The following is a 13,467-nucleotide window of genomic DNA, read 5'->3' as shown; positions in this document are numbered from 1 at the left end:
CGCCCCTTGGCGACGAACTTCCAGGAACACACCTTGCCAGCAACTCTTTTTTCCGGAAACAAAGGCCTTGATATCATCCTGAAGGGTGGACTGCCGTCGCGGCGCCTTTACCTCGTTGAAGGAGCGCCAGGTTCGGGGAAGACCACGCTGGCGCTGCAGTTCTTGCGAGAAGGCGTCCGTCAGGGTGAGCGAGCGCTCTATATCACGTTGTCGGAAACGGAGGAGGAGTTGTCCGCCGTCGCGAACTCACATGGGTGGGACATAAAGGAGTTCGACGTCTTTGAATTCAATTCGGCGTCGGACATTTTCGGCGAAGGACGCGAACAGTCCATTCTGCATCCATGGGAGATGGAACTCACCGAGACAATCAAGCTGATCCAGAACGAAGTCGAACGGGTCAAGCCGAAACGAGTGGTGTTCGACAGTCTTTCGGAAATGCGTCTGTTGGCACAAGACCCGCTGCGCTATCGCCGGCAGGTTCTCGCATTGAAGCAGTTCTTCTCGGGACGCGATACGACCGTGCTTCTGATCGACGACATGACCGGCAACTCCGAAGAGCGGGATGCTCACCTTCATAGTCTCTGCCACGGTGTCATTACCCTCGAACGCCTGACGCTGGATTTCGGTGCCGCCCGCCGACGCATGCAGGTGCAGAAGCTGCGTGGCGTCGATTTCACCGCCGGATACCACGACTTCACCATTAAGAAAGGTGGGCTCGAAATCTATCCGCGCCTGATCGCCGCCGCCCATCACGCGGATTTTTCCGGAGAAGTGACGGCGAGCGGCGTGGTAGAGCTGGACCGTCTCTTAGGGGGCGGTCCGCGACGGGGAACCAGCACGCTTCTGACGGGGCCGGCCGGCTGCGGCAAGACCACGATCGCCCTGCAATATCTCTTCGCAGCCTGTGAGCGCGGCGAGCCCTGTATTGTTTATGAATTCGACGAACGGATCGGAACGCTGCTTGCCCGTGCCAAGGCGTTCAGCCTCGACCTGCAACCCCATATCGATAGTGGTCTGCTTGTCGTCGAGCAGGTCGACCCGGCGGAAATTTCTCCCGGCGAGTTCGCGACCCGCGTTCGCAGCGAGGTGGAGGCGAGGGGCGCGCGGGTGGTGGTGATCGACAGTCTGAACGGCTACATGGCCGCCATGCCGCAGGAGCAGCATCTGATCTTGCAGATGCACGAACTGCTTTCCTATCTCAGCCAGAAGGGCGTCGTTACTTTTCTCATCAACCCGCAGAACGGTCTCGTTGGAAGCATGTCGACGAACCTGAACGTATCCTACATCGCGGATACCGTGGTGTTGCTTCGTTTCTTCGAGGCGGAAGGGCGTGTCAGAAAAGCAATATCCGTGTTGAAGAACCGTAGCGGCATGCATGAGGACACCATTCGCGAACTGCGCATTGACAGTGGCGGCATCAGGGTTGGCGAGCCGCTTTCGCAGTTCAGGGGAATTCTGACGGGGACACCCGAATATATGGGCGCGCGAGCCCCGCTGATGGAAGATCGCGAACGTGATGGCTGAGCGACTGCGAGAAGGTCGCCGAATTCTCGTCAGCGCTCCCTTCGGGCGCGATGCCGATAGCGTCGCGACGCTTTTACGCCAGGAAGACTACGACGTCGTCGTCTGTCTCGATGTCGCCGAGGTAGCCGAAGCGATCGACGAGAGTATTGGCGCGATCCTCCTCACGGAAGAGGCGCTCGTCAGGGATGTCGATAAGCTCAAGTCGGCGCTGGACGCTCAGCCTTCGTGGTCTGATGTTCCTTTCGTGCTTCTGGCAGCACCTCGCACCAGCCGAACGCCGAACGGGCGTCTGTCGCAGTTGGCGCTGTTTGATCTCGCAAGCAATAGCGTGGTTCTGGAGCGGCCGCTCGGTAGAGCCTCGCTTTTCAGCGCCGTCGCGTCCGCAATGCGATTGCGCTCCAAGCAGTTCCAGATGCGTGACCGCCTGGCGGAACTGGACGAGAGCGAAACCCGGCTACGCCTTGCCACCAGTGCCGCTGGTGTCGGCACATGGGATTTCGACCTCATGACCGGTGAGCTGAGATGGGACAAGCGCTGCCGGGCGATGTTTGGAATTCTCTCCGATCGGCAGGTTTCCTACGAAGCGGGGTTCTTGGCCGGACTACACCCTGATGACCGCGAGAGGTCAGACCAAGCAGTCAAGGATGCGCTGCGGCCCGGCGGTTCAGGAGAATATGAGATCGACTACCGGACGATCGGCATAGAAGACGGTGTCGAACGCTGGATCGCGGCGAAAGGCGGTACAATTTTCGTTGACGGCAAGGCCGTTCGGTTCGTCGGCACGGCCATCGACATCAGTGAACGCAAGCGGACACAGGAAGCACTGACTAGGTCGGAGGCTGCATTGCGTCTCGAGCGTGAGGCGCTCGATGATCTAAACCGAAATCTCGAGGCGCGTGTCGCGCAGCGCACCGCGGAACTCGAGGAGGAAATGGGGGCGCGCAGCAGGGCCGAGGAAGCGCTTCGGCAAGCGCAGAAGATGGAAGCGATCGGCCAGTTGACTGGCGGGATCGCTCACGACTTCAACAACATGCTCACCGGCATTATCGGCGGCATCAATCTCGCGAAGCGCCGTATCGCTTCCGGTCGCGTTGAGGAGGTTGGGCGCTTCATGGATGCCGCCACGGAGTCGGCACACAGGGCCGCCGCGCTCATTGCCAGACTTCTTGCCTTCTCGCGCCGGCAGACTCTCGACGCAACGTCGCTTGACGTGGCCGCTCAGCTCCTCGCTACGAAGGAACTCCTGGAACGAACCCTTCCTGAAACCATCGCAATAGAGCTGAAAGTCACGGCTGACGTGGGATATGCCATGGCGGACGCCAATCAGCTTGAAAGCGCTCTGCTGAACCTTGCGGTCAACGCGCGCGACGCCATGCCTGATGGCGGGCGTCTTACGATCACCGCGGAGCAATGCCGGGTCGCGGCATCGGAAGCCGGTGGGCTTGACGCGGGGAACTACGTGATGATCGCCGTAGAAGATACCGGCGTGGGGATGCCCCCGGAAATTCTGGAGAAGGTCTTCGATCCTTTTTTCACGACAAAGCCGATCGGGCAGGGCACCGGTTTGGGCTTGTCAATGATTTACGGCTTCGCGCAGCAGTCGGGCGGTCGGGTTCGCATTGACAGTTCCCCCGGACAAGGCACGTCGATCAAGCTTTATCTGCCGGCTGCATTGGGCGCTGAGACGCAAGAAGAGCAAGGCGATGCCGAAAGCCCTTCGGAGGGCAGCGGCCAGACCGTGCTCGTCGTCGAAGACGACGACGCTGTTCGTCTGTTGATCTGCGAGGTACTCACCGACCTCTCATATCGTGTTCTTGAGGCCGAGGACGCCGATGCCGCGCTTCGCGCACTGACTGCGACGGGGAAAATCGATCTTATGGTGTCGGATGTTGGCCTGCCAGGCATGAACGGCAGGCAGCTTGCCGACGTTGCGCGACAGCATAGGCCGGATCTGCCGGTTCTCTTCGTCACCGGATACGCGGAAAACGCCGCCACCAAGGCAAGCTTCCTGGGGACCAACATGGCCATGATCGGTAAGCCCTTTGCTGTTGAAGTGCTTGCATCGAAGATCAATGAGATGGTGAACCCTGCCCATGGGGTCGAGCAAGCGTAGCTGCTTGAGACGAATAATCAGAGACCACAGGGCCCGCTTCTGCAGGCCCTGGTAGCCGTATTACCAGCCGGGCGACCGAACGCCTCAACTACTTGCAGGTATTTGCCGGGTCGGTGCCGGTTGCATTGTTGTTGCTCGATGGATTGGTCGTTCCGCCAGCACTGCGTCTTGCGCAGTCATTGGCGTCGCCGCCGGATGCGCCGGAATTCTGGCCATTCATGTTGGTGTCGTTGTTCATTCCATTGCCAGTGTTCTGACCGCTGCCGCCGTTGCCGCTGTTCGAGCCGGCACCGTCCGTGCCGCTTGTTGCGCCGGTGCCTGTGCCGCTTGAGGCGCCAGAGCCTCCAGAGCCGGTACCCCCACTTCCCGATCCTCCGGATGACTGGGCCATGGCGGATGTCGCCAAGCCAATCGACAGAAATGAGACCGCGAGAATTTTCGTGAGCATCGGGATTTCCTCCATTTGATTGCTTACCCGAACCCAACTTGGAGAAGAGGTAGTAGTTCCCGCGTGAGGGACAAAGTCTGTCTAGGCGCGAGGTACGCACGCTATCCGGCGATGGGATCTAATGCAGAAATGTCTGCCAGCGTACCCAAGAACATGAAGAACGGCAGGATGTTATACAGCCGACATATTTCAGCGTGTGAGGAATGTTCGCATGCCTCATCCGGTATCATCGAAGTCTCATGTTCGCCTCTGACCAATCAACCATGCACAACCGGCTGCTGGCTCGTCTGCCTAATGCAGAATTTCAGGCTATCCTCGGCAGTCTGGAAATGATCGACCTTCGACAGGGTCACGTCATCGTCAACGCGAACGGGCCCATCGACTACGTCTATTTTTTGTGTAGCGGTATCGGTTCAGTTATCACCGTGTCTTCGGATGGAAATCAGGCGGAGGCGGGGATGTTCGGGCGAGAAGGATTTTCTCCGACATCGGCGGGCGTCGGCGGGACTGTGAGTGTCCACGAGGTGCTGATGCAGGTTGCCGGTTGGGGCTACAGGATGACGTTGGACGCAACGCTCGAGGCAATCTCGTTCTATCCCAACTTCGCAAACCTCCTTGCGAGGTTCATCCAGACGGTTGCATCGCAGATTTCCTACACGGTTCTGTCGAACGTCAACTATCAGATCGACATACGGCTCGCCCGATGGCTTCTCATGTCACATGACCGCGTCGATGGTGACGAGATAGCGCTCACCCATGATTTCATTTCCCTGATGCTCGGTGTCAGGCGCCCGAGTGTCACGACTGCTCTGCACGTCCTTGAGGGAGAGAAATTCATCCGGTCCGAACGAGGTCTCATCACCATTCGCGACAGGCGTGGGTTGGAGGAGTTTGCCGGCGATTCATATGGCCGGCCTGAGGAAGAGTATCGGCGCCTGATCGGAAAATTCTAGCGGCAGATCGGACGGGCATGCTGCAGAGGCTGCTTGACGCCCCGTGCTATGCCGTTCTGTACGCTGGCGGACGATCGATTGCCTTCCGTTTATCGCTCTATATTCTCAACCGCATGCAAAAAGCAGAGAGCCCACAGCTTCGCCGGCGCGAGTCCATCAGTGCTGAGGAGCGGCAGAGACGACGTGAAGCAACCTCGGAGAACGCGCTGGCTGCAATCAAGGCCGAGGCGGAAGCGCGGCGCCTTAAGACAGAGCGCCTTCGGGCTGCGCGCGAGGCCGCTCCGCCTCCAAACGACGACGATGCCGTTGATCAGGCATGATGAAGCGGTCAGTCACGTGAGGACTTAGTCAAATTTGATGACGTCTCGGAATGGAACTGTGCTGAGAACGTTTCCCTTTTCGTCGGTAATCTCAAATCGCATCCCGTCGATACGCTGATCATACAAAATAAGTTCGGCGACCATCTCGCGCGCGGATTTCGTTGCTTCCCACCTCGCTGCTTCGAGCGACGGAAGCTCAATCCCTTCGTCGTCGGCATCGAAACTTTCGTCTGAACGAACATTGAAATAGAAAAGCATTTTTGTCCTCCATAAGCGGACGAAACGAAGGCTGGCTGTCACCGGTTCCATAGAAAGTCAAAGGCGCCAGCCGCATAGAGAAGGCTCTATAGTTCGTCTGTCATACCGGCGCCGAGCAAACGCTCGAACTCGCGCTCGGGAAGCCCATAACAACCGGCCGCAAATCGCTCCAGACCCCTGCGGTTGATGACGATGATCGTTCCGCGGTTCGAACGAATAAGTTTATGGCCTTCGAGAATATGAAGCGCTGTCGTCACACTCGGTCGACGGATGCCGAGGAGAAAGGCGATGTATTCGTGCGTGATCTCAAGGACGTCTGCTTTCACCCGGTCGTGGCACATGAGTATCCAGCGGGCCAACCGCTTCTCGACACGAAATTTGGCGTTGGCGAGCGCGGTGTAAGAGACCTGCACGGCGAAAACGTGCATGAACTTGATGAACGGGATTTGAAGCGTGGCGCTTTGTTCAGTCGCCTCGCGCATCCTGTCCACGGCGATACGATATCCGCGGCCAGCAACCTGCATTTCTATGAGGTATGGCACCACCCTGTCGCCAATGACCGTTGATGTCGGCACAAACCCTTCGCTGCCAAACATACCGGCCTCCGCCTTCTTCCCGTCGGGGAGCACGCTCATTACGGCGCCGATACCGCTATCGGGAAAGTAGACGTACTCAAGCAAGGTGTCAGGGCGAGCGATTGGAAATCGGGAAGGCATTTCAACTTCTTCCAGATATGGTGCCAGAAGCGAGAAATCCTGGTCGCTCAAGGATCGCAGAATCCGGTTTGACATCTGTGCTTTTTGCATTCGTTCGATCAACTCCGCCTGTCGATGCGCGTCACGGCTCTGACGCACCGCACTATCAAATTGTCAGAACAATTCGGACGACAAGGTCGAAGGGAGGAAAATGCTCGCTGGTGTCACGCGTGAAGGTCGACGGTTACTCGCTTTCATTGAGCTACACTCGGGATAGAATAGTGGGTGTGTCCGGCCACCTGGGCCGGACACACCGTGTTTCCAAAAAACGCCAAAGTGCGGCGCCTATGATCGCCGGCAGGGACCCGCAGACACTGCATCAGTTTTCAACCACTTCCCGGCGAGACGCTGGCGTCGTCCTTTTCGGGCAACGAACCTGTCCCTGGGGTCTTTGTCTCATCGGTGAGATGATCTTGTGCATGCGGACCGGCGGCCGGGTGATCCGGAGGTTTTGCAGGCTTTCTGTCCGTTTCCTCGATCTCGCGTTGCGCTTTCTTGTCCTTGTCCATGACGCACTCCCTCATCAAACCCGAGGAATGGGCTGGTCCAACCGGAGCCCGCCCATTTCACGCTCTTCGGGAGACTTCTCACCCTCAGCGACGTCGCGTTGATGGCCCGTAGGCAAAACGTCGTCGCGAATGTCGTCGGGCAGCTCCTGATCCAGTTCGTAGGTGCGAACGCGGGGCGAGGTTTCATGGGTGCTGCGCGCGTAGGTGCCTAAGCCTGCTGCCTGCGCGGCTGCCTCTGCCTCATTGAGACCTGGCTCGCCGGTAAAGCTCGGGGCCGCCCTGACTTGGCTCGCTGTCCAGCCTTCTTCTCTCCATAGGTCAGCGCGCTCGTCCATGTCGATTGCACCGTGCTCGTCCAGAATGTCATGGGCTGTTTCGCATGTCGCATCGTCGACCGAGGCCGATACCAGGAAGCCACCCCGGCGAAGGCCTTCCGCATACATGGAGCGGTCCTCGTCAGGAAAGAACCAGTCCTTCAGCGCATCAAAGAAACCGCCGCGATCGTCTGCCGCGACATTGGCTTTCTCGGCATCAGCTTCGTAGCCGGCCATGAGGCGGGCATTTGCGACGCCCGCATCGTTGAGACGCTCGACAGCACTTTCTGCTTCGGATCGGGTGTCAAAGAATGCAGTGAGGGTGCTTTTTGCGATGCCGTGCGAGGCGTCGCTTGTGTTTTCGTTGTAAAGGTTGGCCATGGTTTCCTCCATCCATTGATATTCGAGCAACTCGCATGGGGTGCCAATGTTCCGTGTGTCGCTGGAAGTTGACTCAGTTTAGCTCTAGGGAGCTGTGTCTGGGTGGCTCACCCGCGCGGTATGTCCACCTGCCCATTCTGCTCGCCATCCCAATAATATACGGATGACGCCGACACCTTTATCAGGACGAGGCCGGGCGTTTGGGTGCCCTCAGGGAACCAGCGGTCGAGGCCCGAAACCCAGTGAGCTTCGAAGGATGCCTTATCCTTGACGATCGACGCCATCCCTTGGATCGCGATGAAGATGCCCGGTTTGCCCAGAAGGCTCGGAGGCTCCGTCAAGGTAAGAGAGACATCATCGATGCCGTTGATCTCGCTGATCTTGCGAGTGTCCTCATAAGAGAAGAACCAGGAATCGCCGTCGTACTCCACGTCGCCATTGTTGCTCATCGGGCGGCTGGAAATTTTACCCGACCCGCTCTGGGTCGATAGCATGCAGAAGTCGATCTTCCTGATCTTGGATGCGAGGTCTTCGAAAGTCATCGTGGACATGGCTGATCTCCCGTTTTCGTGTGCGGGATATCGTCCACGAGACGCGATTGTTCCGATACGCAGCAAACCTTTTGCGCAGACCGACGTTGTGTTTGTGAGCAACGAGGAGATCAGCAATGACCCAATTTGAAAACAGACAGAGCGAAAAGGTGATCGAAACCGCGACTGAAGCCAGACAGGGCAGCTACGGCCGGCCAGTCTTGATGGTGCTGGTCTGCAGTCTCATTCTGGCGCTACTTGCGTGGGGTGGCGTCGAAATGTGGGGTGAGCGTCAGGACACCGACACCAACCCGACGGCGTCAACCAAGCAGGATCCGATCAATTCTCAGCCATCGGGACCCGGCGCCTTCGACAACAACGCGGCCGATGGTAGTGGCCGCCCCCCGCAGGCGACTGATCGCAGCCCCAACCCCTAGGGTTATGGCGGCACACCAACGCAGGTAACGATGCCAAACGCTTTGCATAGCGCTGCTCGCGCCAGCACATCGCCACGGCGAAGAGCGTGCGGGCGGGCTTTACGGTCAACGTTTTGGGAGAGGATCCTCTTCATATCGCTCCGTCCCAGGAATAGCCGGCAACCAATTCTCTCGCCGTTTCGTCCACACTTCCATTTCAGGAGTTAGTCCGCTTGGGGCGTTGTCCAGCGATCCAAAACGAATCTCGACGTCATCATCGTTTAGGCAAAATAGGCGTCCTCCGCAGCGCGGGCAAAAGCTCCGACCTGCGAATGTCGATATCTCACCGGAATAGGTGAACGCATCGCGACGCCAATGGGCGAAGGAGGTGAATGAAGATCCGCTTTCTTTCCGGCAGTCCGCGCAATGACAAATTCCTATACGAAAGGGTTCGCCATCAGCCTGGTACCGTACCGCGCCACAGAGGCAGCCTCCCAAAAAAGTCATGCCTGTAACCTCCTTGACTTTGCCCGCCCCCAACTGGCTAGGCAACCAGCTCTCCGCACTCGTCAGCGATGCGTTGGCGTGCGCGGTTGACGCGGCTTTTGACGGTCCCCGCCGCGCAATGAAAGTGCTCGGCAGCCTGTTCATAGGTGCCTCCGTCGATGAAGACGAACTCGAAAGCGGATCTGAATGGCTCCTTGAGGCCACCGCAGGCGCGCTCCAATTCATGGCCGCGTATTCGCCACTCTTGATCGGCAGCGACGCTGCCGGCGTCCGAAACGCATTCTTCCACTCCGACCATCTCACGCTTGCCAACGCGAAAACGCGTGCAGAACAGATTGCGCATGATGGTGAAGAGCCAGGATTTGAGGTTGGAACCGGGCCGAAATTTGTCGATGCTGCCGAGCGCTCTTGTCAGCGTTTCCTGAACGAGATCGTCTACATCGCTCTGGCTGCGGTGAAATGTTCTGGCAAAGGAATTCAAGGCAGGGATGAGGTCGACGACGTCCTCTTGAAAGGAATTCGTCATTTGTCGAAAAGTCATAACGCGTCCTCCAATGAATGAGGAAGCGTCCCAATCCAGCTTTGTTCCGTTTCACCGCCGCTCTGTACGGTTTCGACATGGCATCGGGGTATTGGCGGGGAGGACGTCTCTTCCCTCGATCGACCAAGTGTGCGGAACCGTACGCTCAAGCCTGTCGCGATTGTAACGGCCGACGTGCGCTACATCTCATCCCAATGAACGCGCAAGAAAACAAGACCGCGTTAATCGTCGAGGACGAACTGTTGATCGTGCTTGAGCTTGAGGAGACGCTGCAGGAGCTTGGATATGACGAGGTCGTCACTTTTTCCGAGGTCGATCCTACAATGTCTTGGCTTCGGTGCGTGATACCCGACATCGCAATCATTGATTACCATCTGAAGGGTGAGATCGCGGATGACCTCATCCAGGCTCTTGCGGGTTTAGATATCCCGACAGTCATCTACTCCGGCCGCTCGCTTGATCTCGACGCGGACAGCGACATGCTCAAGGCGTGTGAATGGCTTACAAAGCCGGCCGACGAAAGAATGCTTGCGACTGCGATCGCGCGAGCATGTGGTCTCGCAGAGCCAGCGACCGCTCGCTAGCTTGGATTTGCTTTCGCCACCTCGCGAATACGCGGGAACTTTGGCGGCCGTCATCGGTTGAACTTAGTCGAAAAGTTTGCGGAGGAGACGGCATGTCGTTCATGACGATCGATCGCTTAAAGGTGACCAATCATCTTCTCAAGCGGCTTCCAGAAGCGGCTTACGGAACGCTACAGCCCCATATGGAGCGTATGAATCTGCCCGTGCGCCATTCCCTGATCGCGCCCAACCGCCGAACCGAATTCGTGTATTTCGTCGAATCCGGCATCGCATCTGTGGTGGCCAACAGCGAAAGCGGTCAGAGCGTCGAGGTCGGGCATCTCGGGCGTGAGGCGATGGCCGGCGGGCATGTGATACTCAAGGCTGACCGCACACCAACCAGCACCTACATGCAGGTCGGTGGCGAAGGAATCCGAATTCCCGTGTCTGCTTTCAACAAGGCTCTCGCGGCCAACGACGACGCACGCGATCTCTTCCTGCGGTTCATGCAGTATCTGTCGATCCAGGTTGCTCAATCGGCTCTTGCAAACGCCCGCTATGACGTGCCGGCGCGCTTAGCGCGCTGGCTGCTGATGTCTCATGATCGGGTCGATTCCGACGATCTACCGCTGACGCACGAATTCCTAGCTCTGATGCTCGGCGTCAGGCGCTCGGGCGTGACGGACCAGTTGCACATCGCCGAAGGCATTCACGCGATCAAGGCCACGCGCGGCAATATCCGCATCCTCGACCGACAAAAGCTTATGCAGATTGCCGGCGACTGTTACGGGTTGCCGGAGCGCGAATATGCGCGCCTCGTCGCCGTCGACGAGCCAGTCATGTAGCAGCCAGATCGGACGACGCTGATGCCTATTTACTATTTTCATGTCGTCGGCCAAGGAAGCCGGATCGAAGATCTGGAGGGTACGGACTGCGCCGATTTGTCGGCTGCGAATGAGGAAGCGGTTGCCTGTGCGCGAGAGCTGATGGCGCATGCCATCCGCCAGGGACGGGATATCTCGTCGCGATCAATCGAAGTACGCGATGGCAGCGGTGGCGTCGTACTGACGCTGCCTTTTCGCCAGGCGATCAGCGAGGCCGAATAGTTCCATTCAACGGCTTGCGAAACAGGTCCTCATAGATTGCTTCCGGCGTGCCGTAACTACCGGCGGCGATGGTCTCTAGCTTCCGTCGGTCGAGAATGCGGACATTCCCACGGGTCGCCCTTATCGCATGTATGCCCTCGAGGATGTGCAGTTCGTTGGTGATGCCGGACCGCCGCACGCCGAGCATAAGCGCCAAGAACTCATGGGTGAGCGGGAGATCGTCGCGCATGAGCCGATCTTGTACCATAAGCAGCCAGCGCGACAGCCTTTCGTTGATGCTGTAACGAGCGTTCGCCAAGGCGGAGTTGGCGAGTTGCAATGCGGCATAGTGGTTGTAGCGCAGCAGCAGTTCGAGCAGCAGCGCGTCAGCGTCGGTAGCCTGCCGCAGACAGTCGATCGACAGCGCATATCCATGCCCTGCCACCTGCATGAAGGTCCGGTTCGGCGTTGTGTCGGCGCCAAGTACGATATGGGCAGCGGACATGCCTTCGAAGCCGATATGTCCAACCTCGACGCTCTCACCGTCGGCGCTCATCGCGATCATCGAGGCGAGGCCGCTTTCGATGAAATAAGCATGGAAGGGCCGCTCGTTGGTCTGCACCAGGACTTTTCGCGACGGCAGTTCGACTGGTTCCAGATGGGGGATCAGGGCGGACAGACTGTTTTCAGGAAGGGCGCGTAAGATCCTGTTCCTGATGTCCGTCATTTCAAAGCCTGCCATTGCCATCCCCGAGTCGCCGATCTATCGGCCCCGGCGCTGACAATAGGCGGGAAAGGCTTGGCTATTCCATAGGGCGACCGCGTCTGTGCGGTTTCGACAATTGAGCGCCTGTGAGAGCTAAGCCTTTGCTTCTACGGAATTTGCGCTGTCATGTAATTGGCGAGATTTGCCTTTGATGCGGGCTGTCTGAATAGCTAGAGCGCATCGAGCGGGTAGGTTATCCCGGCATAGTGAACAGGATTTCCGGACCTGTCGCGGAAGCATCGGCCGAGCGCGACGACGTGTCGTGTTTCGCCAAAACCATCCTCCACCCGATACTCCTCAAAGTATGGCATGCCACCAATGACGGCGTCCGACATGGACTTGGCGACACGGCCTCGGTCGTCGGGATGAATACGGTCGACATAGCGGTCAACGGGCAGCCCGACCAGCGTTTCATCGGCATCGAGACCAAAGAGGTCGGCCAAGGCAGTATCTGCGTAAAGAACATTCCTTTCCAGGCACCACGTCCAGATGCCGGGTTCATCCGTCAATTCAGTAGAATTCATTGTGTTATGGGCCTTTCGAGTTCGTTACCCCGGTAAGCGGCCACTCAACCTAAGGGTCGTTCAGCGAATAACTGGTGCGAGTCGCTGCGGTTTGCCAGCGATGGTCATGAAACGTACATTCTCGATCGCAAATTTAGCGAGTTGCGAATGGCGCTATGGCAAGGCAATAGCGTCAGGCAAGCACTTTCGCTTCGATCGCCGCGGCGATGACTGCCTCTTTGGCTGCCTCGCAGGGCATGCCGGAGGCTCGAGCTTCGGTCAGTTGATAGTCGAGCGATTTTCAAACCCGATGACCGAAAATCGCGCTCTCAACCCATCGGCGATCGCGGTCGCATCGCGACCTGAACGGCCGGACGTCCAGCGGATTTCGAACATCAGAGCGTCGCCGTCATCAATCTCCTGCAGCGTGGTGAAGCAGGCGGTAGAATCGGGGGGCAATGCCGCTCGGATGTCCGGGATGGGAGCGCCCTTCGGGACCTTGATTGTCACCGAGCTCTTCTCTTCGCACGGCATCCACCGCTGAATGTGTCTCAGCGGCGCGAGAACAAGAAGGGTGAGGGCCGTGGCGGCTGCACCGATGACGATCTGTCCGCCGCCGAAACAGAGGCCGATCGCTGTTATCACCCAGAGCGTTGCCGCCGTCGTCACCCCGGTCGCGATATCGCCGCGACGCAGAATTGCGCCGCCGCCGATAAAGCCGACGCCCGTCAATATCCCGAGCGGAAACCGCAGGATATCCATCGAGCCGTTGGCGCCTTGGCTCGTGGCCAACAGCATGTTGGCCTGAATCATCGAGATGCAGGCCGCGAGCCCGACAAGGGTGGTTGTGCGCAGCCCGGCGGCGTGACCACCTTGTTCCCTGTTCGCGCCAATCAAGATTCCGGCCAACAGCGTCGCCCCGATACGAAGGGCGATCTCCGGCCAGCCGGGGGTGATCGGCATCAAGTCAAGCACGGCGCG

General features: G+C 58.4%; 19 protein-coding genes. 8 read left to right on the top strand and 11 right to left on the bottom strand.

Annotation, left to right across the window (positions count from 1 at the left end; translation table 11 throughout):
• Positions 1-33 precede the first annotated feature (33 nt).
• Both ACODTZ_RS06675 and ACODTZ_RS06670 read left to right on the top strand, forming a co-directional pair.
• Positions 34-1,524: an ATPase domain-containing protein gene (locus ACODTZ_RS06675; protein WP_489024649.1), complete on the top strand. Its 1,491-nt coding sequence runs from the start codon at positions 34-36 to the stop codon at positions 1,522-1,524.
• A complete protein-coding gene (locus tag ACODTZ_RS06670) occupies positions 1,517-3,637 on the top strand; it encodes an ATP-binding protein (protein ID WP_489024648.1) in 2,121 nt (706 codons plus the stop codon). The genes ACODTZ_RS06675 and ACODTZ_RS06670 overlap by 8 nt, the downstream gene beginning before the upstream one ends.
• Positions 3,638-3,725: 88 nt before the next feature.
• Here ACODTZ_RS06670 and ACODTZ_RS06665 read toward each other — a convergent pair whose 3' ends face one another.
• Positions 3,726-4,085, bottom strand: a complete 360-nt coding sequence (locus ACODTZ_RS06665; RefSeq protein ID WP_489024647.1) for an oxidoreductase — start codon at positions 4,083-4,085, stop codon at positions 3,726-3,728.
• Positions 4,086-4,324: 239 nt separating this feature from the next.
• On the opposite strand from ACODTZ_RS06665, the gene ACODTZ_RS06660 reads away from it, so the two are divergent.
• Complete coding sequence (locus ACODTZ_RS06660) at positions 4,325-5,038, top strand: Crp/Fnr family transcriptional regulator (protein WP_489024645.1); 714 nt, start codon at positions 4,325-4,327, stop codon at positions 5,036-5,038.
• 17 nt (positions 5,039-5,055) lie between these two features.
• On the top strand, positions 5,056-5,358 hold the full coding sequence (locus ACODTZ_RS06655) for a hypothetical protein (protein ID WP_489024644.1): 303 nt from the start codon (positions 5,056-5,058) through the stop codon (positions 5,356-5,358).
• Positions 5,359-5,382: 24 nt separating this feature from the next.
• Here ACODTZ_RS06655 and ACODTZ_RS06650 read toward each other — a convergent pair whose 3' ends face one another.
• From ACODTZ_RS06650 to ACODTZ_RS06630, 5 genes are all read right to left on the bottom strand, one after another.
• Positions 5,383-5,616, bottom strand: coding sequence for a DUF6894 family protein (locus ACODTZ_RS06650; RefSeq protein ID WP_489024643.1), 234 nt, complete (start codon positions 5,614-5,616; stop codon positions 5,383-5,385).
• 86 nt (positions 5,617-5,702) lie between these two features.
• Positions 5,703-6,383, bottom strand: coding sequence for a Crp/Fnr family transcriptional regulator (locus ACODTZ_RS06645; RefSeq protein WP_489024642.1), 681 nt, complete (start codon positions 6,381-6,383; stop codon positions 5,703-5,705).
• 314 nt (positions 6,384-6,697) lie between these two features.
• Positions 6,698-6,880: a hypothetical protein gene (locus tag ACODTZ_RS06640; protein WP_489024641.1), complete on the bottom strand. Its 183-nt coding sequence runs from the start codon at positions 6,878-6,880 to the stop codon at positions 6,698-6,700.
• 14 nt (positions 6,881-6,894) lie between these two features.
• Complete coding sequence (locus ACODTZ_RS06635; RefSeq protein WP_489024640.1) at positions 6,895-7,575, bottom strand: hypothetical protein; 681 nt, start codon at positions 7,573-7,575, stop codon at positions 6,895-6,897.
• Between the two features lie 107 nt (positions 7,576-7,682).
• Entirely contained in the window at positions 7,683-8,126 is a 444-nt protein-coding gene (locus ACODTZ_RS06630; RefSeq protein ID WP_489024639.1) for a pyridoxamine 5'-phosphate oxidase family protein, read from the bottom strand.
• A 116-nt stretch (positions 8,127-8,242) separates the two neighbouring features.
• Between ACODTZ_RS06630 and ACODTZ_RS06625 the strand changes: the two genes are divergently transcribed.
• Complete coding sequence (locus tag ACODTZ_RS06625) at positions 8,243-8,542, top strand: hypothetical protein (RefSeq protein ID WP_489024638.1); 300 nt, start codon at positions 8,243-8,245, stop codon at positions 8,540-8,542.
• 105 nt (positions 8,543-8,647) lie between these two features.
• Here ACODTZ_RS06625 and ACODTZ_RS06620 read toward each other — a convergent pair whose 3' ends face one another.
• A complete protein-coding gene (locus ACODTZ_RS06620; RefSeq protein WP_489024637.1) occupies positions 8,648-9,028 on the bottom strand; it encodes a GFA family protein in 381 nt (126 codons plus the stop codon).
• 37 nt (positions 9,029-9,065) lie between these two features.
• Positions 9,066-9,554, bottom strand: a complete 489-nt coding sequence (locus ACODTZ_RS06615) for a sigma-70 family RNA polymerase sigma factor (RefSeq protein ID WP_489024821.1) — start codon at positions 9,552-9,554, stop codon at positions 9,066-9,068.
• A 257-nt stretch (positions 9,555-9,811) separates the two neighbouring features.
• Between ACODTZ_RS06615 and ACODTZ_RS06610 the strand changes: the two genes are divergently transcribed.
• The 3 genes from ACODTZ_RS06610 (at position 9,812) to ACODTZ_RS06600 (ending at position 11,238) form a co-directional block, all read left to right on the top strand.
• The gene (locus ACODTZ_RS06610) at positions 9,812-10,153 is read left to right on the top strand and encodes a hypothetical protein (RefSeq protein WP_489024636.1); all 342 of its coding nucleotides are present in this window, start codon (positions 9,812-9,814) and stop codon (positions 10,151-10,153) included.
• Between the two features lie 92 nt (positions 10,154-10,245).
• The gene (locus ACODTZ_RS06605; protein ID WP_489024635.1) at positions 10,246-10,977 is read left to right on the top strand and encodes a Crp/Fnr family transcriptional regulator; all 732 of its coding nucleotides are present in this window, start codon (positions 10,246-10,248) and stop codon (positions 10,975-10,977) included.
• Between the two features lie 21 nt (positions 10,978-10,998).
• On the top strand, positions 10,999-11,238 hold the full coding sequence (locus tag ACODTZ_RS06600) for a DUF6894 family protein (protein WP_489024634.1): 240 nt from the start codon (positions 10,999-11,001) through the stop codon (positions 11,236-11,238).
• Here ACODTZ_RS06600 and ACODTZ_RS06595 read toward each other — a convergent pair.
• From ACODTZ_RS06595 to ACODTZ_RS06585, 3 genes are all read right to left on the bottom strand, one after another.
• Complete coding sequence (locus ACODTZ_RS06595; protein ID WP_489024633.1) at positions 11,222-11,959, bottom strand: Crp/Fnr family transcriptional regulator; 738 nt, start codon at positions 11,957-11,959, stop codon at positions 11,222-11,224. The genes ACODTZ_RS06600 and ACODTZ_RS06595 overlap by 17 nt on opposite strands.
• A gap of 194 nt (positions 11,960-12,153) precedes the next feature.
• Positions 12,154-12,507 (bottom strand): PAS domain-containing protein, encoded by a 354-nt coding sequence (locus tag ACODTZ_RS06590; protein ID WP_209190273.1) that lies wholly within the window; start codon positions 12,505-12,507, stop codon positions 12,154-12,156.
• A gap of 258 nt (positions 12,508-12,765) precedes the next feature.
• On the bottom strand, positions 12,766-13,461 hold the full coding sequence (locus ACODTZ_RS06585) for an MgtC/SapB family protein (protein ID WP_489024632.1): 696 nt from the start codon (positions 13,459-13,461) through the stop codon (positions 12,766-12,768).
• Positions 13,462-13,467 lie beyond the last annotated feature (6 nt).

This window comes from Rhizobium sp. FG113, from assembly GCF_057809895.1.
Note: the sequence above shows the minus strand (reverse complement) of the source record. Positions and strands in the feature narration are given on the sequence as shown.

What these genes read in the sequence shown, in the direction of transcription:
- ACODTZ_RS06670 (WP_489024648.1), top strand. Translation starts at nt 1,517, where the DNA reads ATGGCTGAGCGACTGCGAGAAGGTCGCCGAATTCTCGTCAGCGCTCCC.
- ACODTZ_RS06665 (WP_489024647.1), bottom strand. Translation starts at nt 4,085, where the DNA reads ATGCTCACGAAAATTCTCGCGGTCTCATTTCTGTCGATTGGCTTGGCG.
- ACODTZ_RS06660 (WP_489024645.1), top strand. Translation starts at nt 4,325, where the DNA reads ATGTTCGCCTCTGACCAATCAACCATGCACAACCGGCTGCTGGCTCGT.
- ACODTZ_RS06655 (WP_489024644.1), top strand. Translation starts at nt 5,056, where the DNA reads ATGCTGCAGAGGCTGCTTGACGCCCCGTGCTATGCCGTTCTGTACGCT.
- ACODTZ_RS06650 (WP_489024643.1), bottom strand. Translation starts at nt 5,616, where the DNA reads ATGCTTTTCTATTTCAATGTTCGTTCAGACGAAAGTTTCGATGCCGAC.
- ACODTZ_RS06640 (WP_489024641.1), bottom strand. Translation starts at nt 6,880, where the DNA reads ATGGACAAGGACAAGAAAGCGCAACGCGAGATCGAGGAAACGGACAGA.
- ACODTZ_RS06635 (WP_489024640.1), bottom strand. Translation starts at nt 7,575, where the DNA reads ATGGCCAACCTTTACAACGAAAACACAAGCGACGCCTCGCACGGCATC.
- ACODTZ_RS06630 (WP_489024639.1), bottom strand. Translation starts at nt 8,126, where the DNA reads ATGTCCACGATGACTTTCGAAGACCTCGCATCCAAGATCAGGAAGATC.
- ACODTZ_RS06625 (WP_489024638.1), top strand. Translation starts at nt 8,243, where the DNA reads ATGACCCAATTTGAAAACAGACAGAGCGAAAAGGTGATCGAAACCGCG.
- ACODTZ_RS06620 (WP_489024637.1), bottom strand. Translation starts at nt 9,028, where the DNA reads ATGACTTTTTTGGGAGGCTGCCTCTGTGGCGCGGTACGGTACCAGGCT.
- ACODTZ_RS06615 (WP_489024821.1), bottom strand. Translation starts at nt 9,554, where the DNA reads ATGACGAATTCCTTTCAAGAGGACGTCGTCGACCTCATCCCTGCCTTG.
- ACODTZ_RS06605 (WP_489024635.1), top strand. Translation starts at nt 10,246, where the DNA reads ATGTCGTTCATGACGATCGATCGCTTAAAGGTGACCAATCATCTTCTC.
- ACODTZ_RS06600 (WP_489024634.1), top strand. Translation starts at nt 10,999, where the DNA reads ATGCCTATTTACTATTTTCATGTCGTCGGCCAAGGAAGCCGGATCGAA.
- ACODTZ_RS06595 (WP_489024633.1), bottom strand. Translation starts at nt 11,959, where the DNA reads ATGGCAGGCTTTGAAATGACGGACATCAGGAACAGGATCTTACGCGCC.
- ACODTZ_RS06590 (WP_209190273.1), bottom strand. Translation starts at nt 12,507, where the DNA reads ATGAATTCTACTGAATTGACGGATGAACCCGGCATCTGGACGTGGTGC.